This window comes from Micromonospora sp. NPDC050795, from assembly GCF_044456785.1.
GTDB lineage: Bacteria > Actinomycetota > Actinomycetes > Mycobacteriales > Micromonosporaceae > Micromonospora.
The window spans coordinates 151,155-177,354 of record NZ_JBITGE010000007.1; the positions used below are offsets into that span (position 1 = coordinate 151,155).

A 26,200-nucleotide genomic window follows, 5' to 3' on the forward strand; every position below is an offset into this window, starting at 1 on the left:
GAGGCGCCACAGGGATGGCCCGCGTGGCCCGGTGTCGGCCGGCGCGGCCCGCCGCGTGGGGAGTCGCAGGGTCGGTCAGACGACCGGTCGGTGCGTCTGCGCACTGCGTGGTGGAGTCATTCGCGGTGGTGTCGACCGGTGGAGCGCAACGACCGGCGGCTGTTCTCCTGCTCGGGCTCGTTGTCCGACACCGGCTTGCTCAGACCGGCGACCCAGTCGACGAATTCCTCGTCCTGGGACGCCAGCGGCTCCGCTTCCTCCGACGTCTTCGGGCTCTCCTCGTCGGCGCGGGAGCGGTTGCGGCGGAACAGCCCACCGAGCCGCCCTCGCCGGGAGGGCTGCTCTGCCACCTTCGGCTGCGTCGGTTCTGCCGACGTGGTGTCGGAGGGCGTCAGATCACCGGTGCCGGTGCCGGTGGCGGCACTGGCGGGCGCGCCCTCCGGCCGGCCCGGGTGTTCGGCCGGAGCGCTCTCGCCGGCTTCGGTTGGCGCTGTCCGTGCCGTCGAGCTGTCCTGCGGTTCCGCGGACCCGCGGCGTCGAGAGGTGTCGAACGCGTTCCAGGTGCCGGCCCGGCTCAGGTCCGGCAACGGTGCCCGATGCCGGGGCCTCGGCGTCGGCCCGGTCGGCGCGTCAGCACTGCTCGACCCCTCCGATGCCGTTGCGCCCGGCTCGGAGGCCTGCGGTGGCACCGTCCACGTCGAGGTGACCGGCCAGGCCGCCGGCGCGGGCGTCCACCGGCCCGTGTCCGGGTCGTTGGCGGCGGTGGCCGCGAACAACCCGGCGGTGGGAACGTCCTCGGCGGCGGACCGCGCGCTGTCGGTGCCACGAGCCCCGGCGATCGCGGAATCGCTGGTCGCGTCGGCCGCTGCTGCCTTGCTGCCCGTACCGGCGTTCGGGACGCGCGGGGTGTCTTCCGCGCCAACCTGGCCGGCCGTGGTGGTCGGTGCTGGTGTCGCTCCGGTCCCGGTGGTCGGGGTCTGTGTGGCGTCGGTCGGCGTGCTGGGGGACTCCGGGTTGGCCGGCACCTGCGTCGCGCCGGTTTCGGCGGTCGTGGACGCGGCCGGTGCTCGCTTCGTGCCGGTGCCGGAGGTGGCCGGTGCTCGCTTCGCGCCGGTAGCGGTGGTCCGGGCTGCGGCCGTGCCGGGGGCAACAGCCGAGGCGACCTCGGAGGTTGAACTCGACAGCTCACCCAGACTTCCCTGGCTGGGCGCCGGAGTGTCGGTGGCGGTGCTGTCGGCGGACCTGCCCGGCCGGGTGCCCTTCGTGGCGCGGCCGGTGGTCGTCGCGGGGGTGGCCGTCGCGTCGGTGGTCGTTTCGCGAGCGGTCGTCTTGCTCGCGGTCGTCGCGTCGGTGGTCGTCGCGTCGGTGGTCGTCTCGCTGGGGGTTGCCGAACCGGCAGAGGAGGTGTCGTCGGCCACGCCGGAGGCGGTGGCGTCCGGGTTGGCTTTCGGCTTGCGGCTGCGTCGCGGCTTGATCGTCAGCGGCGCGTCAGGCGTGCCCTGGTCAGGCGTGCCAGCGGTGCTCGGGGCTGGCCCCGTACCCGTCGAGGCCGTGGCGTCGGGACTGGGGGCGTCAGTGTCAGGCGACGCCGTGCTGGTCGCCTCGGTGCCGCTGCCCGCGCTGGTCGGGCCGGAACCGGGTGCGCCCGTGGCGCTCGCCGTGTCGGCGGACCTGCGGGTGGTGCGTCCACCGGTCGGCCTGCCACTGGTCGACGTGCTGCCGCTCGGGTCCGTCGCCGTGCTGCTGGTCGGCTCGTCGACAGCCCGGCCGCCCGCCGGGGTCGCGGCGTCGGCGCGTCCGGCCGTCGTGCCGGTCGCGGTGGCGTCGGTGACGGCCGAGGGCTCGGTCGTCGCCAGGACGTCATCCTGACGCGGGGGCGTCTGCCCAGCGGCGGTGAACTCACCGGTCGGCGCGGTCAGCCAGGCCGCGGGCTGAGCCGGTGCGGTGGCAGTAGCCGGTGCGGCGGGAGCCGGACCGTGCTGTCCGCTCGCTGTGGTCTCCGGCCAGTCCCAGTGGGCCGGGACGGTGCGTACGGCATCGGGATCGCCCGTCGCCCACGGACCCGCAACGACGCCGGCGGGCTTCGTGCGGGTGGCCAGCTCCGTGTCGGCGTCCTCGGCGCTGTCCCGGTCGTTCGCCGCGCTGTCAGTATCGTTCGGCGCGCTGGTCAGCGCCGGGCCGGCGGACAGCGGGCGCAGGATGGCGGTGGGCTCGATCGCCTGCGAATCGGTGGTACGGGTGCCCATCGGCCAGCGCAGCAGCGCGGCGGCGGCCGCGCCGAGCGCTCCGGCGAGGATCGCGATCAACGAGCCGTAGTAGGGGGCGGTCTGGTAGCGGTCCACCGCGTCGCCCGGACCGGCGGTCAGGTAGGCGAACGCCACCAGCACCGGACCGGCCACCCCGGTGGCTCCGCTGACCAGTGGAGCCTGACCCCGCGAGCGAGCCAGCCCGGCGGTCGCCGCGCCGGCCAGCAGCGCCACGATGGGCAGCAGGAGCATCGCCAGCCGCTGTGCGGCAGCGTCGTCGAGCCAACTCGGCTCCAGTACGCCGAGCCGGACGGTCGGCAGTGGGCCAGCCGTGCCGAGCGACGGTAGGACGGAGATCAGCGCCAGCAGCCAGACCGTGCCGGCCACGGCCGCCATGTTCCACCCCAGCTCGGGCCGGAACAGGACGGCGATCGCCGCGCCCGCCCCGATCACCGCACCGACCATGGCGCAGATGCCCACCGCCCAGACCGGGTCAACGGAGATCAGTTCCGCAGCGCGGGCGGGCTGCATGCAGAGCGGGGCGATGACCGTGGCACCGAGCGCCGCCGCGCCGCCGACCGCCAACTGCCGGCCGGTGCTGGCCGCCGGAGCGTCACGGCGAGCGAGGCGTCCGGTCAGGACGGCACCGGCGACCGCTGCGTTGGCGGCGAACCAGCCCACCCAGACCAGCTGGGCCGGCCACTGGTTGACTGTCGTACCGGTGAATGCGCCGGTCAGGCGGACGATGCCGAAACCGTATGCGACGCCGAGCTGGCCGGCTCCGGCCAGCACGCTCACCCCGAGCGCCGTGAGCAGCAGTCTGCCCCAGGTCCGAAAGGCCATGTCCGGCACGTTACGCACCCGGTACACCCGATAGCCAACGGCGCGCCGCGCGGCACGCCGGTGGCCATCGGCGGGTCTACTTGAGTTCGACCAGCCGAGCCAGGTAAGTCGTATCCCCGACATTGGTCAGCATGTGCACCGCGCCCGGGTCCCGGTAGACGACTCCACCGGTGGGCTCGTCGGCGTCGATCAGGGTGCCGTCGATGGTCTGCACGACGTTCTTGGCGCCCTCGATCGCCACCACCAGGTAGGGGTGGTCGTGCCGGTGCAGCGGTTGCCGCTCGCCCGGCTCGAGGCGGATGTGCCAGACCCGGACCCGGTCGTTCTCGTACACGATCTCCTGGCCCACCGGTCCGAGGTCGGTCCCGTCGATCACGTCGGTCATCGTGCTCCGTCCAGTTGGGGCAGCACCTCGGCGGCGATCAGCTCAAGGTGGTCGAGATCATCGAAGTCGATCAGGCGCAGGTTGACCCGGGTGGTACCGATCGCGGCGAACTCGCCGAGCCGCTGCGCGAGCTGCGCGGGGGAGCCGACCACCGGGTCCTCCGGTGGCAGAGCGCTCTTCTCGTGCAGAGGGGCGGCCCGACGCTGGGCCTCCGCGTCGGTCCGGCCAATGGCGACGACGATCCCGGCGGACAGCACCAACGGGGCGCGCCCGGACTCTGTCCGTCCGGTGCGCTCACACGTCTCGCGCACCCGGTCGTACGCCGCGGCGGTGGCGGCCACGGACTTGAACGGCATGTTGAACTCGTCGGCGTACCGGGCGGCCAGTTCGGGTGTGCGCTTGGGGCCACGCCCGCCCACGATGATCGGCGGACCGGGCACCTGCACCGGCTTGGGCAGGGCGGGAGCGTCCACCAGCCGGTAGTGGTCGCCGGTGAAGCTGTAGGTCTCGCCGGGTGGGGTTCCCCACAGCCCGGTGATCACCTCAAGCTGCTCGGCCAGCCGGTCGAAACGCTCGCCGACCGCCGGGAACGGGATGCCGTACGAGGTGTGCTCGCGCTCGTACCAGCCGGCGCCGATGCCGAGGTCGACCCGGCCACCACTCATCTGGTCGACCTGCGCGACCATCACCGCGAGGGGGCCGGGCAGGCGGAACGTGGCCGACGTCACCAGGGTGCCGAGTCGGATCCGCTCGGTTTCCCGGGCCAGCGCGGCGAGGGTCAGCCAGGCGTCGGTGGGGCCGGGCAGGCCCGGGTCCGCGCCCATCGACTGGTAGTGGTCGGCGCGGAGGAAACCTTCGTAGCCGCAGGCCTCGACCAGCCGGGCGAACCGGAGCTGGGTGTCGTAGCTGGCGCCACGGTTCGGCTCGGTGAAGACCGACACCCGCATGGTCAGTGTCCTTCCGCGCCGGCGGTGGCCGGCTGTTCGCGTTCCATCAGCAGTTCGTGCAGGTCGGCGCTGACCTGGGCGACGTCGGCCAGGTGGGCGTTGCGGCCCAGGGTGCGGGGCCGGGGGATGGTCACGTCGACGACCTTGCGGATCCGGCCGGGGCGCGGGCTCAGCACGACCACCCGGTCGGCGAGCAGCACCGCCTCGTCGATCGAGTGGGTGACGAAGACTATGGTCGGCTTGTTCTCCATGTGCACCCGCTGGAGTTCGCCGGAGAGTTCCTCGCGGGTGAGCGCGTCCAGTGCGGAGAACGGCTCGTCCATCAGCATCACCCGGGGCTCACCGATCAACGACCGGCACAGCGACACCCGCTGCTGCATCCCGCCGGAGAGTTCGTGCGGCAGCCGCTTCTCGAAGCCGGCCAACCCGGCCACGTCGAGCAGTTGCCGGGCCCGCTCCCGGTGCTTGGCGCGGCTCCAGCCGAAGATCTCCACCGGCAGCAGGACGTTGTCCAGCACGGTGCGCCAGGGCAGCAGCGCCGGCTTCTGGAACAGCATGGCGATGTCCTGGCGGGGGCGGGCGATCGGCGTACCGGCGACGGTGATCTCACCGGCGCTCAGCGGGAGCAGCCCGGCGATCAGCCGCAGCAATGTGGACTTGCCGCAGCCGGAGCGGCCGAGCACGGCGACGAACTCGCCCTCGGCGACGTCGAGGTTGATACCGCGCAGCGCCTCCACCCGGCCGGATCGGCCCTCGAAGGTACGGGACACCCCGGACAGTCGGATCATCTCCGGCGTACCTCCGCTGAGTGGACGGTCAGGAATCCGACAAAGGCTAGCCGCCCTGTCGAGGTATCGCACCGGCTGGGGTGGTCGTCAGGTTGTTTCCGTTCCGCGACCCGATACGCCTGGCGTCGCAACTGTGGGTTTCTCGTACGCTGTGCCCGCGAAGAGTCCCCCCACGACGGCGGCGCCCGGCTTCCACCCCTCCCGCCGGCCCGTCACGACAACCCCCTCCGGTGGCCTGTCGGCCCCGGTCGGAAAGGACATGGTGCACTGATGAGAAGGCTGACCCGTACGGTCGCTACGGCCGCGCTGGCCACCGCCCTCGCCCTTGTCTCCGCCTGCAGCAGCGGGTCGGATTCGGCCGACGATGCCAAGGGCGGCGACGGGGCGACGCTGACGAAGGTGACCTACCTCACCTCGTTCGGTAACTTCGGCCGTGACTCCTACGCCTGGGTGGCGAAGGACAAGGGCTTCTTCAAGGAAGCCGGCTTCGACGTCGAGATCAAGGCCGGTCAGGGCACCGGTGGTGTGATCCAGACCGTCGTCGGCGGCCAGGCCGACTTCGGCCCGATCGACCTCACCGGCGGCCTGCTCCAGCTCGGCAACGGCCAGGCGAAGGACTTCACCGCGGTGGCCGCGATCCAGCAGCGCACCATGGCGGGCATCGCCACCGTCGAGGGCAAGAACATCAGCTCGCCGAAGGACCTGGAGGGCAAGAAGCTCGCCGACACTCCCGGTTCCGTGGTCCGCAACCTGTTCCCGACGTACGCCCGGCTCGCCGGTGTGGACGCGACCAAGGTGACCTGGGTCAACGGTGAGGCGCAGGCGCTGATCGGCACGCTGGCCTCCGGCTCGGTGGACGGCATCGGTCAGTTCGTCGTCGGTCAGCCGACCATCGAGGCGGTGGCCAAGAAGAAGGCCGTCATGCTGCCGTACAGCAACGTGATGCAGGATCTCTACGGCAACGTGCTGATCACCTCCTCCAAGATCGCCAAGGAGAAGCCCGAGATGGTGAAGAAGTTCACCGCGGCGCTGCTCAAGGGCCTGGAGTACAGCCTGGCGAACTCGAAGGAGGCCGCCGACATCCTGAAGAAGAACATCGACGCCACCAATCCGGTCTCCGCCGCCGCCGAGCTGGAGCTGATGGCCGCGTACGTCCGTTCCGGCAACACCGGCACCGCGATCGGCACCCTGGACAGCGGTCGGGTCGCCAAGAGCATCGCCATCCTGCAGGGCGCCGGCGCGCTGAAGCAGAACATCACCCCCGAGCAGATCATCGACTTCAGCCTCGCGCCGAAGGCCTGATCGTCCGGTCGTCATCAGGGGGTACGTCCCGCCGATCCCGGTGGGGCGTACCCCCGTCGCTCGTCGGCCCCCGGCGGGCCGTGGGATTTCGAGGAGGACAGAGATGACCGACGTCCGGTCAGCGGACCCGGCGGTGGCGGAACCCACGCCCCCGAGTGCCGGCCCCGAGGTGGGGCGCACGGGTCGAGGTGCCGGTCTGCGGGCCGGGGCCGAGGCGGTGCTGCCCGCGGTCGGCATCCTGGTCGCGCTGGCGGCGTGGTGGCTGATCGCCCGGCTGGAGCTGGTCCACCCGGCAGCCCTGCCCCCACCCGGCGACGTGCTCACCGCGTTCGTCGACAAGCCGGCGCAGCTGCTGGAGCACACCTGGGACACCACGTTGGAGATCCTGACCGGGTTCGCCCTCTCGGTGGCCGCCGGTGTGCTGATCGGGCTCTCGCTGGCCAGCTCCCGCACCGTGGAGCGGATGTTCACGCCGCTGCTGGTCGCCGTGAACGCGGTGCCGAAGATCACGCTGGGTCCGCTGCTGGTGGTGGCGCTCGGCTGGGGTCAGAAGCCGATCCTGACCATGGTGTTCCTGCTCTGCTTCTTCCCGATCGTGCTCTCCACCGCGACCGGGTTGACCACCACGCCGGCCGACCTGGCCGAACTGGTGCGGTCCTGGAACGCCTCCCGCTGGCAGGCGTTCCGCAAGGTGCGCTTCCCGGCCGCGCTGCCGCAGATCTTCGTCGGGCTCAAGGTGGCCATGCCACTGGCCGCGATCGGCGCGGTGATCGGTGAGTTCCAGGCCGGCGAGAGCGGCCTCGGTTTCGTCATCACGCAGTACGCCGGTGTCGGCGACACCGCCACCGCCTGGGCGGCGATCATGCTGGTGGCGCTGGTGAGCATCCTGCTCTACTCGGCGCTCCTGCTGATCGAGCGGTTCGCCCTGCCCTGGGTGCGAGAAACCACAAGCAGCCGCTAACCCATGGAAGAGATCCACCACAGGAAACGCGAAGGGCCGGCCTCCCGGTGGGAGGCCGGCCCTTTTTCATCGACGCTGCCGCCACACCCTTTGCGGCACCCCGACGAACCCGCGAGCTACACGAGGGCCAAGAAGCGTTACCCCGCCAACCGCCAGCGCCCGTTGCGGGCGACCAGCGTGGTGAGTGCCTGCGGCATCAGGCCGCTGTGGTTGTCCGGCGTCATGCGGATCGGGCCGGAGAGGCCGTCCATCTGGGACGTCTCCAGCACGTCCCGGATGCCGTTGCGGTCCACCTTCCCGATCTCACCACCGGCGCGCAGTTCGGCGTCGGCGATGAGCTGGACGGCGTCCGCGGCGAACGACGAGGACCCGTTGTAGCCGCCGAAGCGGGCCGTGTAGTCCTGGAACCACTGCCGCCGCGCCGCCTTGGCCGGCGTGGTCGCGATCACGTCATCGATCACCATGGTCTGCGTGAAGATCAGCGTGGCCTTCTCGGTCGCCTTGGCCGCCGCGCCGAGGAAGAGGTCCCCGGCCGCTCCCGCGTCAAAGTAGATCGACCCACGGAAGATGGTCTGCTGGACGCTGGTGGCGGCCAGTGTCGCCTGCTCCGGCGGGGTCCAGAAGACCATCGCGTCCGGCTTGCCCGACGCGAGCTGCTGGACCTGCTGGCTGACGTCGGTGTCGGTGGTCTTGATCCGCTGCTGTCGGAGCGTGATCCTGGCCTTGTCGAGCTCGCTCTTGAGCGCTGTCGCGCCCTCCTGCCCGTAGTCGTCGTCGCTGACCAGCATCCCCACCTTACGGACGTTGTTGCGGCGCAGTTCGGTGGTCAGTGCGGCAGCGCTGTCCGGGGCGTTGGGGCCCAGCTTGAACACGTAGCGCCGTTCGGCGGCCGGCGCGGCGATCGCGCCGGAAGCGGCTAGCGCAATGGTGGGAATCCGCTTCTCGTTGATGGTCCCGACGGCTCCGACCGCGCATTCGTTGCAGCCACCCATGATGATGGCGCTGACCTTCGAATCGCTGCTGAAGTCGACGATGTTGCGAAGTGACTCGGCCGAGTCGGAACGGTTGTCCTTCACCTTCAGGTCGATCCTCCGGCCGTTCAGTGCTCCGGAGGCGTTCAACTGATCGACCTTGAGTTCGAGGGCGCGCTGGTATGTCCGGCCAACTGTGGCTGCGGCGCCGGACAGTTCGAGATCGGCGGCGATCACGATCGGACTCGTGTCCTTCTCCGCCTCACCAAACTGGCAGCCGGTGAGCGTGGTGGCCACTACGGCCGATGCGAGCGCCGCGATGGTCGCGGAGCGGATGGGGCTCAACTCAGTCCTCCAGGTGCGGGCGCGGGCGCTGCCCGGTCACCGCCGCTAATCCGTCCTCATTGGAGGACGGGATCTCCTCTGCCGTACGGTGTGCGCGAAGCCTGCAAAACCTTGCCAATGGCCGGCGCTGTGGTCAAGCGCGGACCCCGGCAGCATTTTCGGGACGGCCATCCCACATGCTGGGGTAACGCAATGTTTGCAAAAGCTCACTTTGCACACACGCGTGACCACTCTGGAGTTACATGCCCTGTTCAGGGGCTTGCGGAAATGAAGGTATCAGTTGCCCGGATCACGGGATGCGCTCCGTCCGACCGTTTCCTACCTCACTGCGGCTTCCCAAACACGATCATCTCTGATGAAATCGCGGCCGTGCCGCGCGTGGTCCCCTCCGCTTACGGCATGGCTCGGCGGCTCAGGCGGGGAAGAAACGACGGAGGCGATGTCGTGAGCACCGGACCGACGACTCTGCCCGCACTCGGCGATAGCGGTCGGCCTGCGCGCCGACGGATGCCGAGACTGCGTGACGCCCGGATCCGGTCCAAGTTGGCGTTGATTCTGGTCGTCCCGGTGGCGGCGGTGATCGCGCTGGCCACGGTCCGCCTGATCTCCGTCGGCGAGGGCGCGTTCGACGCCACCCAGGCCCGGTCACTGACGGCCCTCTCCGTCGACGTGAGCGCCCTCACCCAGGACCTCCAGTCCGAACGGATGGCGGCGGCCGCCTACCTCGCCGCTCCGCAGCAGCCGGCCGACGCGTACAACCTGCGGGTCCGCCAGACGCAGCAGCGGGTGGACGAGTACCGCGCCGAGAGGGGCCGGATCGGCGACATACCGGCCGCCCTGCGGGACCGGCTGGTCGCCATCGACGACCACCTGGCCACCCTGGACGGCACCCGTCAGGAGGTGTTGGACCGCCGGCAGATGGCGGTCGCCGAGGCGGTGCTCCGCTACGGAGTCATCCTCACCGACCTGGTCTCGTACGGTGACGGTCTGGCCCAGCTGCCCGGCTCGGAGAGCCTGGCGGACAGCCGCCGCGCGGTCGCCGCCTTCGCCCGCGCCAAGGCTTCCGTCGCCGAGGAAGAGGCCGTCGCCTTCACCGCGCTGACGGCCGGCCAGCTCGACTCGGAGCAGTTCTCCTCCTTCGTGGCAACGTTGACCGGTCAGCAGGAGGCCCTGGTCGCCTTCTCGCTGGCCGCCGACCCGGTGCAGCGCGCCCTGGTCGACAGCACCGTCTCCGGCGACGCCGTCGGCCTGGCCGACCGGGTGGCCACCGACATCACCCGCTCGGTCGGGCAGCGCCCACTGGTCACCGCCCAGGACGCCACCGCGGCGATCGGCGCCGTGAACGACCTGATGCGCTGGGCCGAGATCCAACTGCAGGACCGACTGCTCCAGCAGGCCGACCAGGCCCGCTCGGACGTCATCCGGCAGGCAGTGGTCGAGTCGATCCTGGTGCTGTTGACCCTGATCATCGCCGTGTCGCTGGCCGTGGTGCTGGCCCGCTCGCTCAACCACTCGCTGCGCCGACTGCGCGAGGGCGCGCTCTCGGTGGCCAACCACGACCTGCCCGACGCCGTCCAGCGGCTGCAGAACATGGGCAGCGTGGGTGACGGCGGGGTGGACGAGATCGTCCGCCAGGTCCGGGACCCGATCCAGTTGAACAGCCGCGACGAGGTCGGTCAGGTGGCGCTGGCCTTCAACGTCGTACACCGGGAGGCGGTGCGGGTCGCCGCCGAGCAGGCGGCACTGCGTACCAGCGTCTCGGCGATGTTCCTCAACCTGGCCCGCCGCAGTCAGACCCTGGTCGACCGGATGATCGGCGAGCTGGACGCGATCGAGCGCGGCGAGGAGGACCCGAAGCGGCTCGCGCAGCTCTTCGAACTGGACCACCTGGCCACTCGAATGCGCCGCAACGACGAGAACCTGCTCGTCCTGGCCGGTGCCGACTCCGCCGCACCGCGTCACGACGACGCGCTGGTGGTGGACGTGCTGCGCGCCGCCCAGTCCGAGGTCGAGCTCTACAACCGCATCGAGTTCGGCACCGCGGACACCGACATCTCGGTGGCCGCGCACGCGGTGAACGACGTGGTACGCCTCGTCGCCGAGCTGCTCGACAACGCCACCCGGTTCTCACCGCCGAACACCACTGTGGTTGCCGACGGTCGCCGGATCCGTGACTACGTGCTGATCCAGATCGAGGACCGCGGGCTCGGCCTCACCGACGACCAGCTCGACTCGCTCAACCGGCGGCTCGCCGCCCCGCCGAGCGTGGACGTCGCCGCGTTCCGACTGATGGGTCTGGCCGTGGTGAGCCGGCTCGCCTCCCGCTACGGCATCCGGGTGGAGTTGCGCCGCAACGTCGAGGGCGGCACCGTCGCCCAGGTGACGTTGCCCGCCGCTACCGTGTTGCTGCCCAGCAACCGGGGTCGCGAGCAGGTGCTCACCCGGCCGCGTCAGCCGATGGCAGTTGAGCAGGCGCCGCTCTCCTCGGCCGGCCACGCCGAGCAGTTCGCCGGTGCTGCCACGACGGCGGCGACGCTGCCCGACCAGTGGCGGACCAGCCCGCCGGCGCCCGCCCAGTGGCAGTCGCCGCTGGACTCGCGGGACACCACCCCGGCCGTGCAGGCCGGTGGTTACCCCGGTCCGCGCTCGACGATGCCGCCGGCACCCGCTGCCCCGGCACCCGTCGCGCCGGCGCCCGCTGCCCCGCTGCCGCCGGCCCGGCCGGCCTACAGCAGCGGTGCGGGCGCCTCGCTGGGCAGCCCGACAGTGGCGTACCCGACGGTCGACCCACTGCCTCGGCGTAGCTCCACCCCGGACACCGCGGATGGCCGTGGAGCCCAGGGCCTCCCGGTCGGGCCGGTCGCCGGGCCGGGCGCGGTGGCACCGCCGGCCGTTCCGTCGGTGCCGGCCGCGCCGGTCAGCAACCGGCCGGACTTCCCGGCCGAAGCTCCGATCTTCCGGGAGATGGAGGCGGTCTGGTTCCGGTCGCACGGCGACGACGCCACCGCGATCTTCACCCGGCCCAACTTCGACGAGCCGCCCGCGCCCGCCACCACCGCAGCGGCCGACACCGGCCTGCGCACCGGCAACGGCGGCCAGCCGAGCGCCGGGTCGGTGCCGGCCGCCCCGCCGGCCCGACCGAAACTGCCGACCCGTACCCCGGGCGGCACCGACGGCACAGCCACCCTGGGCGACGGTCCCGGCGCCACAATGGACGGGTTCGGGACACGTCCGTCGGCGCCACCGACGTACGCCCCGCCCCCGGCCGCCCCGCCGGCGCCCGCCCCCGACCCGGCAGCATGGCGTACGGCGGCCGACGAGGGCTGGTCCCGGGCCAGCCGGGCTGCCGAGCCGGCTCCCGCCGGCACCACCCGCTCCGGGTTGCCCAAGCGGGTGCCGCAGCAACAGCTCGTGCCGGGTGGCATCGAACCGAAGAGCGGCCGGGACCGCAGCCGGCGGACCCCGGACGAAGTACGTGGTCTGCTGTCGGCCTACCACCGCGGTGTCCAGCGCGGCCGGACGGCCGGAACCGACCTGAACAGCACCTCGACCAAGGAGAGCCGATGAACAGGCCAGCTGCCATGCAGGACATGGGTTGGCTGCTCACCAACTTCGCCGACAGCGTGGCGGGCATCGCCCACGTGGTGGCGGTGTCCGCAGACGGGCTGTTGCTCGCGTCCTCCCGGGATCTGCCGGGGGACCGGGCCGACCAGCTCGCCGCGATCACCTCCGGGGTGGTGAGCCTGACCGAGGGCGCGGCCCGGATGTTCAGCGCGGGCGGGGTGTTGCAGACAGTCATCGAGATGGACAGCGGGTACCTCTTCCTGATGTCGATCAGCGACGGCTCCTCGATGGCCGTGCTGGCCGCGCGCAGCTGCGACGTGGGCCAGGTGGGCTACGAGATGGCGCTGCTGGTCGAGCGGGTGGGTGCCGCGCTGGTGCCGCTGCCGCGCGACGCGGTGCGCTCTTAGCACCGAAAGCCGGCGCTCGTTCCGAGCGCCGGACCAGGGACGAGAGGCGGCACAGTCCGGCTCAGCACGGAACGAGGAGGTGATCGGGAATGGACCAACGACGCGCTGACCCGCGCGGCGCGCTGGTGCGTCCGTACGCGGTCACCCGTGGTCGTACCGAGCCACGGCAGGACATCGCCCTCGAGGCCGTCCTGACCGCCTCTCCCACCCAGGTCGCCGAGTCCCGCTTCGCCGGGCACGACAAGCACCGCATCGCCACGGTCTGTGAGGGCCGAGCACAGTCGCTGGCGGAGATCGCCGCGTATACCCGGATGCCGCTGGGCGTCGCCCGGGTGTTGGTCGCCGACATGGTGGCCGAGAGCCTGCTGACGTTACACACTGCTGCTCCCGCCGAGGGGTTCGAGGAGCGGATGGAACTGCTTGGAAGGGTGCTAAGTGGACTTCGCAGGCTATGACCCCGCAGGGGGGCGGCCGGGCCGGGGAATCGTCTCCGCGAAGATCGTCGTCGCGGGCGGCTTCGGCGTCGGTAAGACGACACTGGTCGGGGCGATCTCCGAGATCACACCGCTGACAACCGAGGCGTTGATGACCGCGGCGGGTGTCGGCATCGACGACCCGTCCAAGGTGCCGGGCAAGGAGACCACAACGGTCGCCATGGACTTCGGCCGTATCACCATGGCCCAGGACCTGATCCTGTACCTCTTCGGTACACCGGGTCAGACCCGGTTCTGGTTCATGTGGGACGAGATCATCCGTGGGGCGGTGGGTGCCGCCGTGCTGGTGGACACCCGCCGGATCACCGACGCCTTCGCCCCGCTGGACTACTTCGAGAACCGCAACCTGCCGTACGTGGTGGCGCTGAACAAGTTCGACGGCGCACCGCAGTACGAGGCCGAGGAGGTCCGCGAAGCGCTGGCCATCTCGCCGCAGGTGCCGCTGGTGATGACCGACGCCCGGCAGCGGGACTCGGTCAAGCAGGTGCTGGTGACGGTGGTCGAGCACGCCATGCTCCGGCTCCAGTCCGAGCACGGGCGGGGCTTCCCGACGCCGGTCGGCTGAACCGTCGCGTCACGGCCGGCTCGCGACGGCCGGCCGTGACGCGTTCAGTCGATCCGCAGCCGGTAGCCGCGCTTCACCACGGTCTGCACCACGCGGGGCGCGCGCAGGCCGGCCCGGAGCCGGGCGACGGCCATCTCGACGGCGTGCTCGTCCGCGCCCCGGGGCAGGGTCCTCAGCAACGCCGTGCGCGACAACACCCGACCTGGGGTCTGGGCCAGCGCCCGCAGCACCGCCATCGGCGCGGGCGCGAGCGGCCGCAGCTCGCCGTCGATCACCGCGGCGTGCCCGCGCAACGTGAGCAGATGCCCGCCGGCCTTGAACGTCACGGTCCGGCGGGGCAGCTCATCGACGATGGTCCGCACCAGTGCGCCCAACCGGGCCCGGCCGGGCGCGCTCACCGGCACCCCGTGCCGCAGCAGCGGCTCGGCGGTCACCGCCCCGACGCAGCTGGCCAGCACGTCGCCGCGCAACGCCGACAGCACCGCCTCGGTACGGTCGCCGGCGGCCCGCAGCAACGCCTCGGCCGCCGGCGCCGAGGTGAACGTCACCGCGTCCACCAGCCGACCGGCGATCAGGTCGATCAGCCGGTGCAGCGGCGCCGAATCGGTCGGCGGCGCCCAGCGGTAGACCGGCACCTCGATGACCGTGGCGCCCGCCGCCTCCAACGCGAGCGTGCACTCGGGCTGCCGCTCGCCGTGCAGCTGCATGGCGATGACCTGCCCGGCGACGCCACGTCGGCGCAGGTGGTCGACCACCTCGTCGCAGCTCTCCGAGGCGGGTGACCACTGGTCGTGCAGCCCGGCCGCCCGGATCGCGCCGCGAGCCTTCGGGCCGCGCGCCACCACGTACGAGCTGGCCAGCACCGAGCGCAGTGGCTCGGCCAGCCCCCAGCCCTCGGCCGCCTCCAACCAGCCGCGCATGCCGATGCCGGTGTTGGCCATCAGGATGTCCGGCGGCTGGTCGAGGCAGGCGCGGGTCGCCTCGCGCAGCTCGGTGTCGTCGGACAGCGGCACGATCCGCAGCGCCGGGGCGAGCACCACCCGGGCGCCCCGCCGTTCGAGCAGCGCGGCCAACTCGTCGCGCCGCCGGTCGGCGGTCACCCCGATGGTGAAGCCCGCCAGTTCTTCGCGCATCAACCCTCCGGTCGCAGCCGCACCTCGACCAGCCCGTTCCGGCACCGTGCGTCGTGCCGAGCCACCGCCACCCCGGGCAGGTCGAGACAGTGCCCGCTGCGCAGGTCGTACACCTGCTTGTGCAGCGGTGACGCGACGGTCGGCGCTCCGTCGCGGCTGCCGACGATGCCCCGGGACAGCACGTACGCCCCGGAGACCGGATCGCGGTTGTCGATCGCGAACAGCTCGTCGGCGGTCCGGAAGAGAGCGATCTGCACCCCGTCGACCAGGGCGGCGACGCCCCGGTCCGGCTCCAACCGGTCGAGCGGGCAGACGGTGGTCCAGGTCAGCGTGAGGGTCTGGGTCATCGCCGTACCTCCGGTAGGCCGAGGGTGACCGGTTGCCGACGGTGACCGTTGGTCGGCTCGGATCCGGTCGGGGACTGGTCGCGTACGGGAACCGGCTGGCCGCGTTCCCGGATGAAGGTGATCGACGGGTCGGGTACGTCGGGGGCGTTGACGAAGGAGGTGTAGCGGCGCAGCCGATCCGGGTCGTCCAGGACGTCGCGCCACTCGTCGGAGTACGACGAGACGTGTCGGGCCATCGCCGCGTCGAGGTCCTCGCAGAGCCCGAGCGAGTCGTCCACGATCACCGAGCGCAGGTGGTCCAGGCCACCGTCCATCGCCTCGATCCAGCCGGCGGTGCGTTGCAGCCGGTCGGCGGTACGGATGTAGTAGACGAGGAACCTGTCGATGAGCCTGATCAGGGCGTCAGTGGTCAGGTCGGTGGCGAACAGGTCGGCGTGCCGGGGTCGGAAACCGCCGTTGCCGCCGACGTAGAGATTCCAGCCGGTCTCGGTGGCGATGATGCCGAAGTCCTTGCTGCGTGCCTCCGCGCACTCCCGGGCGCAACCGGAGACCGCCGACTTCAACTTGTGCGGAGCACGCAGCCCGCGATAGCGCAGCTCCAGCGCGACGGCCAGCCCCACCGAGTCCTGCACCCCGTACCGGCACCAGGTCTCGCCCACGCACGACTTCACGGTGCGCAGCGCCTTGCCGTACGCGTGCCCGGACTCGAAGCCGGCGTCGACCAGCCGCCGCCAGATCTGCGGCAGCTGCTCCACCCGCGCCCCGAACAGGTCGATCCGCTGCCCGCCGGTGATCTTCGTGTAGAGCTGGAAGTCCCGGGCGACCTCGCCGATCACGATCAGCTTCTCCGGGGTGATCTCGCCGCCCGGTATCCGGGGCACCACCGAGTAGCTGCCGTCGCGTTGCAGGTTGGCCAGGAAGTGGTCGTTGGTGTCCTGCAACGACGCCTGTTCGCCGTCGAGCACGTGCCCGCTGCCCAGCGAGGCGAGGATGGACGCCACCACCGGTTTGCAGATGTCGCAGCCGCGGCCCCGACCGTGCTCGGCGACCAGCCGGGAGAAGGTGCGGATGCCGCGGACGCGGACGATCTCGAACAGCTCCCGCCGGCTGACGTCGAAGTGCTCGCAGAGCGCGCTGGACTGCGCCACCCCGGCCGCGTCCAGGAGCTGCTTCAGCATCGGCACGCAGGAGCCGCAGCTGGTGCCGGCCCGGGTGCACGCCTTCAACGCCGGTACGTCCGCGCAACCGTCGGCGATGGCGGCGTCCACGTCGCCCCGGGTAACCGCGTTGCAGGAGCAGACCTGCGCGGCGGCGGGCAGCGCCCCGGCGTCCGCGCCGCCGCCGTCCGGGGCGAGCAGCGCCAACGGCGCGGCCGGCAGCGGGCCGCCCACGCTGGCCCGCAGCGTCGGGTACGAGCTGGCGTCACCCACCAGCACCCCGCCGAGCAGTGTGTGCGCGTCGTCGGAGAGGACCAGCTTCGCGTAGACCCGGGTGGCCGGGTCGGTGAACGTGACGTCCAGGCAGCCCTCGGTCGCGCCGTGGGCGTCGCCGAACGAGGCCACGTCGACCCCGAGCAGCTTGAGTTTGGTGGCGGTGTCCGCGCCGGGGAAGGTCGCCGCGCCGCCGACCAGCCGATCGGCCACCACCTCGGCCGTCGCATACCCCGGCGCGACCAGACCGTGGCAGGTGCCGTCGACCGCCGCGCACTCTCCGACGGCCCAGATCCGCTCGTCGGCGGTACGACAGGTCGCGTCGACCAGCACCCCGCCGCGCGGGCCCAGCGGCAGACCGGCGTCCCGGGCCAACTGGTCCCGGGGCCGGATGCCGGCGGCCACCACCACCAGCTCGGCGTCGAGGGCGGTGCCGTCGGACAGTTCCAGGGCCGCGACGCCTCCGTCCGGGCCGGGCCGGATCGCTGTGGTCGCCACCCCGAGATGGGTCCGTACGCCCAGTTCGTCGACGTAGCGGCGGAGCATCGCGCCGCCGGCCTGGTCCACCTGCACCGGCATCAGCCGGGGCGCGAACTCGACCACGTCGGTGCTCAGGCCGAGCAGTCGCAGGGCATTGGCGGCCTCCAGGCCGAGCAGCCCACCACCGATCACCGCGCCGACCCGTCGACCCCGCGCGTACGCCCGGATCGCCGCCAGGTCGTCCAGGGTCCGGTAGACGAAGACCCCGGGCAGCTCCGTGCCGGCCACCGGCGGCACGAACGCGTACGACCCGGTGGCGAGCACCAGCGCGTCGTAGCGGTATTCGCCGACGGCGGTGGTCACCACCTGGCGGTCCCGGTCGACGGCGGTGGCGGGCTCGCCGAGGCGCAGCCGCACCCCGTCGTGTGGGGTGTGCAGGTTGAGTTCGCTCTCACTGACCCCGTCGAAGTACGCCGAGAGCCGCACCCGGTCGTACGCCGGGCGCTCCTCCTCGGCCAGCACCGTGACCTGCCAGTCGCCCTGTGGGTCACGGGCGCGCAGCGCGTCCACGAAACGCTGCCCGACCATGCCGTTGCCGATGACGACCAGTTCGCCGCCGCTCATCGCGTCACCTCCACCGATTCCGCCTGGCTCAGCCAGTCGACGATGCCGCTCACCGCGTCCCGGCATCCGCCGCATCCGCCGCATCCGGTGCCGGCTCGGGTCGCGGCCACCACCGCATCGACGGTTCGGGCGCCGGAGCGCCAGCTTCTGACCAGTGCGCCCTTGCTCACCGTGTTGCACTGACAGACCGTTGCCGCGTCCGGCATCAGCGCCGGTGAGGCGGCCGGCGTCGCGCCGACCGTGCCGAGCGCCCGGCCGAGCAGCAGCGCCCGGCGGTCACTCGGCACCGGCTGGGCACGGTCGAAGAGTTGGATCACCGTGCCGACCGCCGGGTTGTCGCCGAGCAGGATCGCGCCGATCAGCCGCTCGTCCCGGATCCGCAACCGGGCGTAGGTGCCCCGGGTCGGGTCGGCGAACGTCAACTCCTCGCCCGGTCCGCCACTGGCCGCGTCACCCATCGAGGCCAGGTCGATCCCGGCGGCCTTCAGCCGGGTCACCACCGGCCGGGGCCGGTACCGGGCCAGTGGGTCCGTGCCGCTCAGCACGTCCGCGAGCACCCGGGCCTGGGCCCAGGCGGGCGCGACCAGCCCGGTGAGCACGCCGTCGTGCTCGGCGCAGTCGCCGATCGCCGAGATGGACCGGTCGCTGGTGCGCAGCCGGTCGTCCACCACCACGCCGCGCCGCACGGTCAGGCCGGCGGCCTGCGCGAGCGTGGTGTCCGGGCGTACGCCACAGGAGAGCACCAGCAGGTCGGCGCGGAGCGTCCGGCCGTCGGCGAGGTCGAGGCGGACGCCGCTGGCGTCCGCGACCACGCCGGTCGCCGAAACCCCCAGTTGGACGGTGACGCCGAAACCGGCGAGCGTGCCCGCGAGCACCGCGCCGGCGGTCGGGTCCAGTTGCCGTTCCATCAGGTGTTCTCTCGGGTGCACGACAGTGGTGGCCAGCCCTCGGGTGGCCAGCCCTCGGGCGGCTTCCAGGCCGAGCAACCCGCCGCCGAGCACCAGCGCGCTGCGAGCGCCGTCCGCCGCGGCGAGGATCCGCCGGCAGTCGTCCAGGGTCCGGAAGGGCACCACCCGCTCCGGCAGGTTCGCCGGGTCGAGGCCGGGTAGTGGCGGCACCACCGCACGGGCGCCGGTGGCGAGCACCAGGTGGTCGTATCCGATGCGTTCGCCGTCGTCGGTGCGGACCTCCCGGGCGGACCTGTCGACGGCGGTCACCGGTACGCCGCTGCGCAGGTCGACGCCGTGCCCGGCGGCTTCGGTCAGCTCCACGTCCGGCTCGTCGATCCGGCCGGCCAGCAGGGTGGAGAGCAGGATCCGGTTGTACGCGCGGTGCGGCTCGGCCCCGAGCACTGTGACCTTCCGGTCTCCCTCCCGGGCGTGCAGCTCACCGGCGAGGCGTGCGCCCGCCATCCCGTTGCCGACGATGACCACCCGCGCGGTCATGCCTTCTCCACCCGGACCGCGCAGATCTTGAACTCGGGCATCCCGGAGATCGGGTCCACCGCGTCGTTCGTCACCGAGTTGGCGCGTCCCGCCCCCGCGTAGTGGAACGGGGCGAACACGGTGTCGGGTCGGATCCCGGCGCTGAGCCGGGCCGGCGCGCGGAACTCACCTCGGCGCGAGGTGACCCGCACCGGGTCGCCGTCGTCGATGCCCAGCCGGGTGGCCAGGTCGGGGTGCAGTTCGACGAACGCCTCCGGGGCGGCGCGGCGGAGCGCCGCGACCCGCCGGGTCTGGGTGCCCGACTGGTACTGCGCCAGCACCCGACCGGTGGTGAAGTGCAGCGGGTACGTGGCGCAGACCTCCTCGGCGGCCGGCCGATGGTCGACGGGGTGGAAGTGGGCCCGGCCGTCCGGGGTGGCGAACCTCTTGGCGAAGAGTCGGGGCGTGTCCGGCCCGTCCTCGGTCGCACACGGCCAGTAGACCCCGTCGTCGGCGTCGATCCGGTCCCAGCTGATGCCGGCGTAGTCGGCGGCCCCGCCGGCGGACGCGCGGCGCAGCTCGGCGAAGACGACAGCCGGGTCGGCCGGGAACCGAGCCGCCGCCACGGCTTCCGGTCGCGTGTCGGCCAACGCCACGCCGGCCGGTCCGGGGATCGCTGGTGCGGCGTCCGCTGGTGCGGTGGGTGCCTCGGCGGCTGCCAGCCGCGCCGCCAGGCCGGAGATGATGGCGAGGTCGGTGCGGACGCCCGGCGGGGGCGGCCGTAGCGCGCGCCGACGCAGCACCCGACCTTCCAGGTTGGTCATGGTGCCGTCCTCCTCGGCCCACTGCGCGGTGGGCAGCACCACGTCCGCCAGCGCGGCCGTCTCGGAGAGCAGGAGGTCCGCGACGACAAGCAGGTCGAGGTCGCGCAGCCGGCCCTCGATGCGGGCCGCCCGGGGTGCCGACACCACCGGGTTCGACCCGAACACCAGCAACGCGCGCGGGCCACCAGGGGTGCCGAGCGAGTCGAGCAGTTTGTAGGCGGGCACTCCCGGGCCGGGCAGTTCGTCGGCCGGCACGCCCCAGACCCCGGCCACGTGCTCGCGGGCCGCCGGGTCGTCGATCCGCCGGTAACCGGGGAGCTGGTCGGCCTTCTGCCCGTGCTCCCGCCCGCCCTGGCCGTTGCCCTGGCCGGTGAGGCAGCCGTACCCCGAACCGTCGCGGCCGGGCAGACCGAGGGCGAGAGCGAGATTGACGTACGCGGTGACGGTGTCCACCCCCTTGGCGTGCTGCTCGGCGCCGCGCGCAGTCAGGATGATCACGCGACCGCCGGTGCCCAGCGCTCGGGCGGTCGCCTCCAGGTCGGCCACCGGCACCCCGGACAGCTGTTCCGCGCGGGCCGGCCACCAGGCGGCGACGCCTCGGCGGACCGCGTCGAATCCGGTGGTGCGGTCGGCCACGTAGGCCCGGTCGACCCAACCTTCGGTGAGAGCGATGTGCAGCAGCGCGTTGGCCACCGCGAGGTCGGTGCCGGGTAGCGGTTGCAGGTGCAGGTCAGCCTGGCGGGCGGTGGCGGTGACCCGGGGGTCGACGACGATCAGTTTCCCGCCGTTGCGGCGCTGCTCGGTGAGCCAGCGCACCAGCGGCGGCATGGTCTCCGCCGGGTTCGCTCCGACCAGCAGCAGGGTGTCGGCCCGACCCAGGTCGGCGAGGGGGAACGGCAGCCCGCGGTCGATGCCGAAGGCCCGCATCCCGGCGGCTGCCGCCGAGGACATGCAGAACCGTCCGTTGTAGTCGATGTGCCTGGTACGCAGCCCGATTCGGGCGAACTTCCCCAAGGCGTACGCCTTCTCGTTGGTCAGGCCACCACCGCCGAAGACCGCGACCGCGTCCCGGCCGGCGTCGTCCTGAACGGCGCGGATGCCGGCGACCACCCGGTCGAGTGCGGTGTCCCAGCTCGCCGGGTGCAGTTCGCCGGTGGCCGCGTCGCGCACCAGCGGAGTGGTCAGCCGATCCGGGTGGTCGAGTAGTTCGGCGGCGGTCCACCCCTTCTGGCAGAGCCCGCCCCGGTTGGTGGGGAACTGGCGCGGGTGGACCGTCACACCGGTGTCGTCAGCGCGCAGTGTCATCCCGCACTGAAGTGCGCAGTACGGGCAGTGCGTCGCCACTTCCCGGGGCGTCAGCCCCGGTGGAGTCGCCGACCGTGCACCGTCTGTCATGTCGGGAAAGCGTGCCGCCGGGCGGTTTCCGGTCCGGGTCCCTTCTGTTTCGGTCCTGTCAAGTGGGGCTCACACCGCACAGGGGGAGCGAGCGCGTTGGAGGGTGCGGGTCGGAGCCTGTGGAGCTGAATCGCTGACGACATCGGTGGTCGATTCGTTTGCGACATCAGCTCCACAGCGACAGCGGACTCCACCTCGCGGGGCGGTCAGCGCAGGTCGGCGCGGTGTGGTCGCCGGGTCACTGCCAGCCAGCCCAGGAACCGGGGCGTGAAGTGCTCGTGGGTCGGGGTGAACGCCCACCGAGTACAGGTCGTGAACCGCGTCCTGCATGTTGGCCGCCAGGTAGAACGCCAGGGCGATCGAATGGCCGTAGAACTCGGTCGCGAAGGTGAGGCTGAGCCGGCGCACACGGCCAGGGCGCCGCGCAGTTACGGCAGAGCCACGACGGTCGCATCGGATGGTGCGGACGAGGGCGGCGGCTCATCCGACCCTCACCGGACCGCGCCTGACGGGCGTGCGGGTGGTCGGGCGACGGGCCGGCGGGGCGGGCGAGCCCGGCCAGATCAGGCCCGCGGCGTCGGCTTCGGCTCGGGTCCCGGCTCGGGCGGCTCATCCGGCACGGCGCTCTCTCCCCTGGTCGTCACTGTGGGAAGGGGCCGCCCCGGTGGTGCTCACCCGTCGAGATCTTGGACAGTTTCCGTCACGTCATGACGGAAACTGTCCAAGATCTGCGGCAGGCCATGGCCGAAGCTGGTGAGACAGCCGAAAGTCTTGCAGCTCAGACGGGCGTAGATCCGAAAACGGCGGCGCGGTGGATAAGCCCGGGACGCGTGCCGCAGCCCCGTCGGCGCGCAAAGCTGGCCGCGCTCCTCGGGAGGGACGTTGGGGACCTCTGGCCGGATGTCCTCAAACGGCGCGAGCCGCAATGGCTACGTGAGTGGGTCGACTGGGAACGCGAAGCCCTTGCGATTCGGTGGTTCGAGCACACCTGGGTGCCCGGCCTTTTGCAGACGGACGCGTATGCGCGGGCGACGTTGGCGGGCGAAGCGTTGACGCCCGACGAGGTTGGCGACGTGGTCGCCTCTCGCATCGACCGCCAGGCCATTCTCCGCCGCGAACGTCCACCCCTCCTGGTCGCAGTCGTCCACGAACTGGTCCTGTGCCAATCGGCGTATGGCGACCGGGCACTGATGCGGGAGCAGGTCGCCCACCTTGTGCAGTGCGCGGCACTGCCCGCTGTTCAGGTGCTCGTGGTGCCGCGAGACGTCGGGATGTATCCGGGCCTTGGTGGGGGGTTCATCGTGGCCGAGTTGCCCGACGGCGGCCAGGTCGCACATATCGACAGCCAGGTGCGGGCGCAGATCCTTAATGGAGCTGCGGACGTTGCTACGCTCAATCACAGGTGGGAACGCATCAGAAGTGAGGCTCTTTCCCGTCAACAGTCCCTCGACCTGATCAGGAAAGCAGCGGGATCATGGACCTGACCGGCGCGCAGTGGCGTAAGAGCACGAAGAGCGGAAACAACGGCGGCTCGTGCGTCGAGGTTGCTGACAACCTTGCCGGCGTTGTGCTCGTCCGCGACACCAAAGACCGCGACGGCGGGACGCTGACCTTCGGGCCGGCGGCATGGGCCGGCTTCGTCGACCTGGCGAAGGCGATCGGCCCCGTCGGCTGACCCAACGCAGCATCAACTGCCCCCGGTGTCCTGGAAGTCCCACGGAACCGGGGGCCCTTTCGTGCGTCCAGGATGAGGACCGCTCACCCCCGCAGCGCTTATAATATGGGAAAACTGTCTCAAAGTTTGGGAGATGGCGATGAGCGTGACGGACGTGTTCGACGCCGTGGCCGGCACGTACGACGAGGCGCGCAGGCGGCTGGTGCCGTGCTTCGACAGCTTCTACGGCACCGCCGTCCAGGTGGCCGCGCCGCCGTTGCGGTCCGCGCTCGCCGCCGGGCGTACCCCGCAGGTTCTGGACCTGGGCGCGGGCACCGGCCTGCTCTCGTTGCTGCTCGCCTCGGCGGTGCCCGGAGTCCGGCTGACCCTGGTGGACGGAGCGCCGGCGATGCTCGCCCGCGCCACCGACCAGTTGGACGCGCGGTCCGTGCCGCACCGAACGGTCCACGCCGACCTGGCCGACGAACTGCCGCCGGGCCGGTACGACGCGGTGGTCAGCGCGCTGGCGATCCACCACCTCGACGACGCCGGCAAGCGCGCGCTCTACCGGCGGGCCGCCGCCGCGCTGGCACCGGGTGGGGTGTTCGTCAACGCCGAGCAGGTGGCCGGCCCGACGCCGGAACTGGACCGGCGCTACGACGAGGTGTGGATGCAACGGATCACCGAGTTGGGTGCGTCCCCCGACGAGATCGCTGCTTCCCGGGAGCGGATGCGCCACGACCGCCCGGCGACAGTGGCCGACCAGTGTCGGTGGCTCGCCGAGGCGGGCCTGGTCGACGTCGACTGCTACTTCAAGGAGTGGCGCTTCGCGGTGTTCGGCGGCCGGGCCGGGTGAACCCGACGGAATGTGCGTTTCGCCGCCGGGGGACGAGCCGGTGAGCGCAGGGATGACTGTCGGTCATACCTGTGGGTAATCTGCTCGGCATGACTGCCAAGGTGACTCTCTCGTTCACGGACGAGACCATCGAGGAGGCGCGGCGGTTCGCCAAGCGCGAAGGGTTGTCGCTCTCCGCATGGATGGACCAGGCCGCCCGGGAGAAGGCGCTGCGCGAGGTCTTCACCGCGCACGCCGCCGCCGTGGGCCGCGCCAGCCTGGATCTGGAGTCTGCCGCGCTCGCCGACGCCCGCGAGGTGGGCATGGTCAACGACCTGTTCTCCGGCGGACGGCCGCGTGCTGCGTAGGGGTGAGATCTGGCGCATCGAAGGCGCCCGGGAACGCCTCGGCCTCGTGATCAGCTCGGACGTCTACAACTCCACCGACGTGCCCATCGTGATCGTGGTCGAGGTGGTCGAGGAATCGCTCCTGCGGGACTCGCCGCTCGCCGTGTCGATGGGCCGGTACGTGGTGATGCCCGACCGGATCTCCTCGCCCATGAAGAAGTGGTTCACCGCGTGCGTGGACGTCGCCGACACCGACACCATGCTCCGGGTCGGTCGCGCGCTGCGCATCCTTCAGCAGCTCTGACCGGAAGGACAACTCTGCGCACGCCGCCCCCGGTGGCGTGCTCACCATCGCCGCCGGCCGGTGGTGCGATCCCCGTTTCCGGCCCGACCCGCTACGGGCACTGCCAGGTAACCGGTCGTTCCTAGCGTTTCTGCTCGTCACATCGACGAGGAGGAGCCGCCGTGAGCACGCTCACCAGCACCGCAGTCACCGCCGAGCCGCCCGCCGTCACCGGTCGTCGGCAGCCGCTGCACGACTGGCGCCCCGAGGACCCGGACTTCTGGCAGGCCACCGGCGCGCCGATCGCCCGGCGCAACCTCTGGGTCTCCATCTTCGCGGAGCACGTCGGCTTCTCGGTGTGGAGTCTCTGGTCGGTCACCGTGCTCTTCCTCGGCCCCGCGTACGGCATCGATCCGGCCGGGAAATTCCTGCTCACCGCCGTGCCGGCCGCCCTGGGCGCGGTGCTGCGGCTTCCGTACACGCTGGCGGTGGCCCGCTTCGGCGGACGCCGCTGGACGATCATCAGCGCACTGCTGTTGCTGGTGCCCGCGGTCCCGATGACGGTGCTGCTGGAACCCGGGGTGTCCTACACCACCCTGATGGTGCTCGCCTGCCTCACCGGGGTCGGCGGCGGCAACTTCGCCTCCTCGATGGCGAACATCAACCTGTTCTACCCACAGCGGCTCAAGGGACGGGCGCTCGGGCTCAACGCCGGTGGCGGCAACCTGGGCGTACCCGCCGTGCAGCTCGTCGGCCTGGCCGTCCTCGCCACCGCTGGTGCCGCGTACCCCCGGTTGGTGCCGGCGGTCTACCTGCCGCTGATCGTGCTGGCCGCGCTGGCGGCGGCCCGCTGGTTGGACACCGTGCCCGGGGCGCGCAACGAGCCGGGCGCGTTGCGGGAGGCGGCCCGCGACCCGCACACCTGGGTGATGTCGCTGCTCTACATCGGCACCTTCGGCTCGTTCATCGGCTTCGGTTTCGCCTTCGGGCAGGTGCTCCAGCTCCAGTTCGCCGAGCGGTTCCCGACTCCGGTCGACGCCGCCTGGCTGACGTTCCTGGGCCCGCTGGTCGGCTCGCTGATCCGCCCGTTGGGTGGGCACCTCGCCGACCGCCTGGGCGGGGCACGGGTGACCTTCTGGAACTTCGTGGCGATGGCGGCCGGCGCGAGCACAGTGCTGTACGCGGCCCGGGAGCGTTCGTTCGGGCTCTACCTCGCGGGGTTCCTCGCCCTCTTCGTCTTCTCCGGCGTCGGCAACGGCTCCACGTACAAGATGATTCCGGCGATCTTCCGGGCTCGGTCGGCGGACTCGGTGGCCACGGGTCAGCGTGATCCGGAGGCCGCCGCGCGGTGGGCGCGGCGGATGACCGGCGCGTTGATCGGCATCGCGGGTGCGATCGGCGCCTTCGGCGGGGTGCTGGTCAACATCGCGTTCCGCCAGTCGTTCCTCAGCTCGGGCAACGCCGACGCCGCCTACCTGGCCTTCATCGGCTGGTACGCGGTGTGCTTCGCGGTCACCTGGGTGGTCTACCGCCATCCGAGGGCGGGTCGACTCGCCAACGTGTGAGCTGAGTCACCATCGGCGCGTCGCCGCGCAGCACCGCACCC

Annotated in this window: 22 protein-coding genes; 12 read left to right on the forward strand and 10 right to left on the reverse strand. The window is 71.8% G+C overall.

Annotated features, from left to right (window positions below):
* Window positions 1-116 precede the first annotated feature (116 nt).
* The 4 genes from ACIBEF_RS08810 to ACIBEF_RS08825 form a co-directional block, all read right to left on the reverse strand.
* Window positions 117-3,089 (reverse strand): hypothetical protein, encoded by a 2,973-nt coding sequence (locus tag ACIBEF_RS08810; protein ID WP_396792397.1) that lies wholly within the window; start codon window positions 3,087-3,089, stop codon window positions 117-119.
* 76 nt (window positions 3,090-3,165) lie between these two features.
* Entirely contained in the window at window positions 3,166-3,474 is a 309-nt protein-coding gene (locus tag ACIBEF_RS08815; RefSeq protein WP_396792398.1) for a cupin, read from the reverse strand.
* Entirely contained in the window at window positions 3,471-4,421 is a 951-nt protein-coding gene (locus ACIBEF_RS08820) for an LLM class F420-dependent oxidoreductase (protein ID WP_396792400.1), read from the reverse strand. Before ACIBEF_RS08820 ends, ACIBEF_RS08815 begins: the two co-directional genes overlap by 4 nt.
* A 2-nt stretch (window positions 4,422-4,423) precedes the next feature.
* Window positions 4,424-5,209: an ABC transporter ATP-binding protein gene (locus ACIBEF_RS08825; protein WP_238687817.1), complete on the reverse strand. Its 786-nt coding sequence runs from the start codon at window positions 5,207-5,209 to the stop codon at window positions 4,424-4,426.
* 270 nt (window positions 5,210-5,479) lie between these two features.
* On the opposite strand from ACIBEF_RS08825, the gene ACIBEF_RS08830 reads away from it, so the two are divergent.
* Together ACIBEF_RS08830 and ACIBEF_RS08835 are read left to right on the forward strand one after the other, a co-directional pair.
* A complete protein-coding gene (locus tag ACIBEF_RS08830; RefSeq protein WP_396792402.1) occupies window positions 5,480-6,511 on the forward strand; it encodes an ABC transporter substrate-binding protein in 1,032 nt (343 codons plus the stop codon).
* Between the two features lie 103 nt (window positions 6,512-6,614).
* Entirely contained in the window at window positions 6,615-7,472 is an 858-nt protein-coding gene (locus tag ACIBEF_RS08835) for an ABC transporter permease (RefSeq protein ID WP_396792404.1), read from the forward strand.
* A 137-nt stretch (window positions 7,473-7,609) separates the two neighbouring features.
* Here ACIBEF_RS08835 and ACIBEF_RS08840 read toward each other — a convergent pair whose 3' ends face one another.
* Window positions 7,610-8,788 carry an ABC transporter substrate-binding protein gene (locus ACIBEF_RS08840; protein ID WP_396792406.1) on the reverse strand — a complete coding sequence of 393 codons (1,179 nt, stop codon included), beginning with the start codon at window positions 8,786-8,788 and terminating at the stop codon, window positions 7,610-7,612.
* Between the two features lie 444 nt (window positions 8,789-9,232).
* Between ACIBEF_RS08840 and ACIBEF_RS08845 the strand changes: the two genes are divergently transcribed.
* The 4 genes from ACIBEF_RS08845 to ACIBEF_RS08860 all read left to right on the forward strand — a co-directional run bounded on the left by ACIBEF_RS08845 (window position 9,233) and on the right by ACIBEF_RS08860 (window position 13,818).
* A complete protein-coding gene (locus tag ACIBEF_RS08845) occupies window positions 9,233-12,355 on the forward strand; it encodes a nitrate- and nitrite sensing domain-containing protein (RefSeq protein WP_396792408.1) in 3,123 nt (1,040 codons plus the stop codon).
* Complete coding sequence (locus ACIBEF_RS08850; protein ID WP_007465177.1) at window positions 12,352-12,759, forward strand: roadblock/LC7 domain-containing protein; 408 nt, start codon at window positions 12,352-12,354, stop codon at window positions 12,757-12,759. Before ACIBEF_RS08845 ends, ACIBEF_RS08850 begins: the two co-directional genes overlap by 4 nt.
* A gap of 89 nt (window positions 12,760-12,848) precedes the next feature.
* The gene (locus ACIBEF_RS08855) at window positions 12,849-13,214 is read left to right on the forward strand and encodes a DUF742 domain-containing protein (protein ID WP_007465174.1); all 366 of its coding nucleotides are present in this window, start codon (window positions 12,849-12,851) and stop codon (window positions 13,212-13,214) included.
* Complete coding sequence (locus ACIBEF_RS08860; RefSeq protein WP_030329978.1) at window positions 13,195-13,818, forward strand: ATP/GTP-binding protein; 624 nt, start codon at window positions 13,195-13,197, stop codon at window positions 13,816-13,818. The genes ACIBEF_RS08855 and ACIBEF_RS08860 overlap by 20 nt, the downstream gene beginning before the upstream one ends.
* 44 nt (window positions 13,819-13,862) lie before the next feature.
* On the opposite strand, the gene ACIBEF_RS08865 is transcribed toward ACIBEF_RS08860, so the two are convergent.
* From ACIBEF_RS08865 to ACIBEF_RS08885, 5 genes are read right to left on the reverse strand one after another with little or no spacing between them, the layout of a single operon-like run.
* A complete protein-coding gene (locus tag ACIBEF_RS08865; RefSeq protein WP_396792410.1) occupies window positions 13,863-14,951 on the reverse strand; it encodes a uroporphyrinogen-III synthase in 1,089 nt (362 codons plus the stop codon).
* Window positions 14,951-15,298 (reverse strand): nitrite reductase small subunit NirD, encoded by a 348-nt coding sequence (gene nirD, locus ACIBEF_RS08870; RefSeq protein ID WP_396792412.1) that lies wholly within the window; start codon window positions 15,296-15,298, stop codon window positions 14,951-14,953. The genes ACIBEF_RS08865 and nirD overlap by 1 nt, the downstream gene beginning before the upstream one ends.
* Entirely contained in the window at window positions 15,295-17,832 is a 2,538-nt protein-coding gene (gene nirB / locus ACIBEF_RS08875) for a nitrite reductase large subunit NirB (protein ID WP_396792414.1), read from the reverse strand. Before nirB ends, nirD begins: the two co-directional genes overlap by 4 nt.
* The gene (locus ACIBEF_RS08880; RefSeq protein WP_396792416.1) at window positions 17,829-19,277 is read right to left on the reverse strand and encodes an FAD-dependent oxidoreductase; all 1,449 of its coding nucleotides are present in this window, start codon (window positions 19,275-19,277) and stop codon (window positions 17,829-17,831) included. The genes nirB and ACIBEF_RS08880 overlap by 4 nt, the downstream gene beginning before the upstream one ends.
* Complete coding sequence (locus ACIBEF_RS08885; protein ID WP_396792465.1) at window positions 19,274-21,385, reverse strand: molybdopterin oxidoreductase family protein; 2,112 nt, start codon at window positions 21,383-21,385, stop codon at window positions 19,274-19,276. The genes ACIBEF_RS08880 and ACIBEF_RS08885 overlap by 4 nt, the downstream gene beginning before the upstream one ends.
* A 797-nt stretch (window positions 21,386-22,182) precedes the next feature.
* Here ACIBEF_RS08885 and ACIBEF_RS08890 point away from each other — a divergent pair.
* From ACIBEF_RS08890 to ACIBEF_RS08915, 6 genes are all read left to right on the forward strand, one after another.
* On the forward strand, window positions 22,183-22,959 hold the full coding sequence (locus tag ACIBEF_RS08890; protein WP_396792418.1) for a Scr1 family TA system antitoxin-like transcriptional regulator: 777 nt from the start codon (window positions 22,183-22,185) through the stop codon (window positions 22,957-22,959).
* Window positions 22,950-23,150, forward strand: a complete 201-nt coding sequence (locus tag ACIBEF_RS08895) for a DUF397 domain-containing protein (protein WP_396792420.1) — start codon at window positions 22,950-22,952, stop codon at window positions 23,148-23,150. The genes ACIBEF_RS08890 and ACIBEF_RS08895 overlap by 10 nt, the downstream gene beginning before the upstream one ends.
* A 139-nt stretch (window positions 23,151-23,289) precedes the next feature.
* Window positions 23,290-23,985 (forward strand): class I SAM-dependent methyltransferase, encoded by a 696-nt coding sequence (locus ACIBEF_RS08900; protein ID WP_396792421.1) that lies wholly within the window; start codon window positions 23,290-23,292, stop codon window positions 23,983-23,985.
* Window positions 23,986-24,074: 89 nt separating this feature from the next.
* Complete coding sequence (locus ACIBEF_RS08905; RefSeq protein WP_091403518.1) at window positions 24,075-24,332, forward strand: DUF6364 family protein; 258 nt, start codon at window positions 24,075-24,077, stop codon at window positions 24,330-24,332.
* Window positions 24,322-24,615 (forward strand): hypothetical protein, encoded by a 294-nt coding sequence (locus tag ACIBEF_RS08910; protein ID WP_091402325.1) that lies wholly within the window; start codon window positions 24,322-24,324, stop codon window positions 24,613-24,615. Before ACIBEF_RS08905 ends, ACIBEF_RS08910 begins: the two co-directional genes overlap by 11 nt.
* Before the next feature lie 161 nt (window positions 24,616-24,776).
* Window positions 24,777-26,159, forward strand: coding sequence for a nitrate/nitrite transporter (locus ACIBEF_RS08915; RefSeq protein ID WP_396792423.1), 1,383 nt, complete (start codon window positions 24,777-24,779; stop codon window positions 26,157-26,159).
* Window positions 26,160-26,200 lie beyond the last annotated feature (41 nt).

Excerpts from the sequence above, each read along its gene's own strand:
- ACIBEF_RS08815 (WP_396792398.1), bottom strand. The coding sequence starts at position 3,474 with ATGACCGACGTGATCGACGGGACCGACCTCGGACCGGTGGGCCAGGAG.
- ACIBEF_RS08825 (WP_238687817.1), bottom strand. The coding sequence starts at position 5,209 with ATGATCCGACTGTCCGGGGTGTCCCGTACCTTCGAGGGCCGATCCGGC.
- nirB (WP_396792414.1), bottom strand. The coding sequence starts at position 17,832 with ATGAGCGGCGGCGAACTGGTCGTCATCGGCAACGGCATGGTCGGGCAG.
- ACIBEF_RS08810 (WP_396792397.1), bottom strand. The coding sequence starts at position 3,089 with ATGGCCTTTCGGACCTGGGGCAGACTGCTGCTCACGGCGCTCGGGGTG.
- nirD (WP_396792412.1), bottom strand. The coding sequence starts at position 15,298 with ATGACCCAGACCCTCACGCTGACCTGGACCACCGTCTGCCCGCTCGAC.
- ACIBEF_RS08855 (WP_007465174.1), top strand. The coding sequence starts at position 12,849 with ATGGACCAACGACGCGCTGACCCGCGCGGCGCGCTGGTGCGTCCGTAC.
- ACIBEF_RS08865 (WP_396792410.1), bottom strand. The coding sequence starts at position 14,951 with ATGCGCGAAGAACTGGCGGGCTTCACCATCGGGGTGACCGCCGACCGG.
- ACIBEF_RS08835 (WP_396792404.1), top strand. The coding sequence starts at position 6,615 with ATGACCGACGTCCGGTCAGCGGACCCGGCGGTGGCGGAACCCACGCCC.
- ACIBEF_RS08880 (WP_396792416.1), bottom strand. The coding sequence starts at position 19,277 with ATGACCGCGCGGGTGGTCATCGTCGGCAACGGGATGGCGGGCGCACGC.
- ACIBEF_RS08850 (WP_007465177.1), top strand. The coding sequence starts at position 12,352 with ATGAACAGGCCAGCTGCCATGCAGGACATGGGTTGGCTGCTCACCAAC.
- ACIBEF_RS08895 (WP_396792420.1), top strand. The coding sequence starts at position 22,950 with ATGGACCTGACCGGCGCGCAGTGGCGTAAGAGCACGAAGAGCGGAAAC.
- ACIBEF_RS08820 (WP_396792400.1), bottom strand. The coding sequence starts at position 4,421 with ATGCGGGTGTCGGTCTTCACCGAGCCGAACCGTGGCGCCAGCTACGAC.
- ACIBEF_RS08905 (WP_091403518.1), top strand. The coding sequence starts at position 24,075 with ATGACTGCCAAGGTGACTCTCTCGTTCACGGACGAGACCATCGAGGAG.
- ACIBEF_RS08900 (WP_396792421.1), top strand. The coding sequence starts at position 23,290 with ATGAGCGTGACGGACGTGTTCGACGCCGTGGCCGGCACGTACGACGAG.
- ACIBEF_RS08890 (WP_396792418.1), top strand. The coding sequence starts at position 22,183 with ATGACGGAAACTGTCCAAGATCTGCGGCAGGCCATGGCCGAAGCTGGT.
- ACIBEF_RS08885 (WP_396792465.1), bottom strand. The coding sequence starts at position 21,385 with ATGACACTGCGCGCTGACGACACCGGTGTGACGGTCCACCCGCGCCAG.
- ACIBEF_RS08830 (WP_396792402.1), top strand. The coding sequence starts at position 5,480 with ATGAGAAGGCTGACCCGTACGGTCGCTACGGCCGCGCTGGCCACCGCC.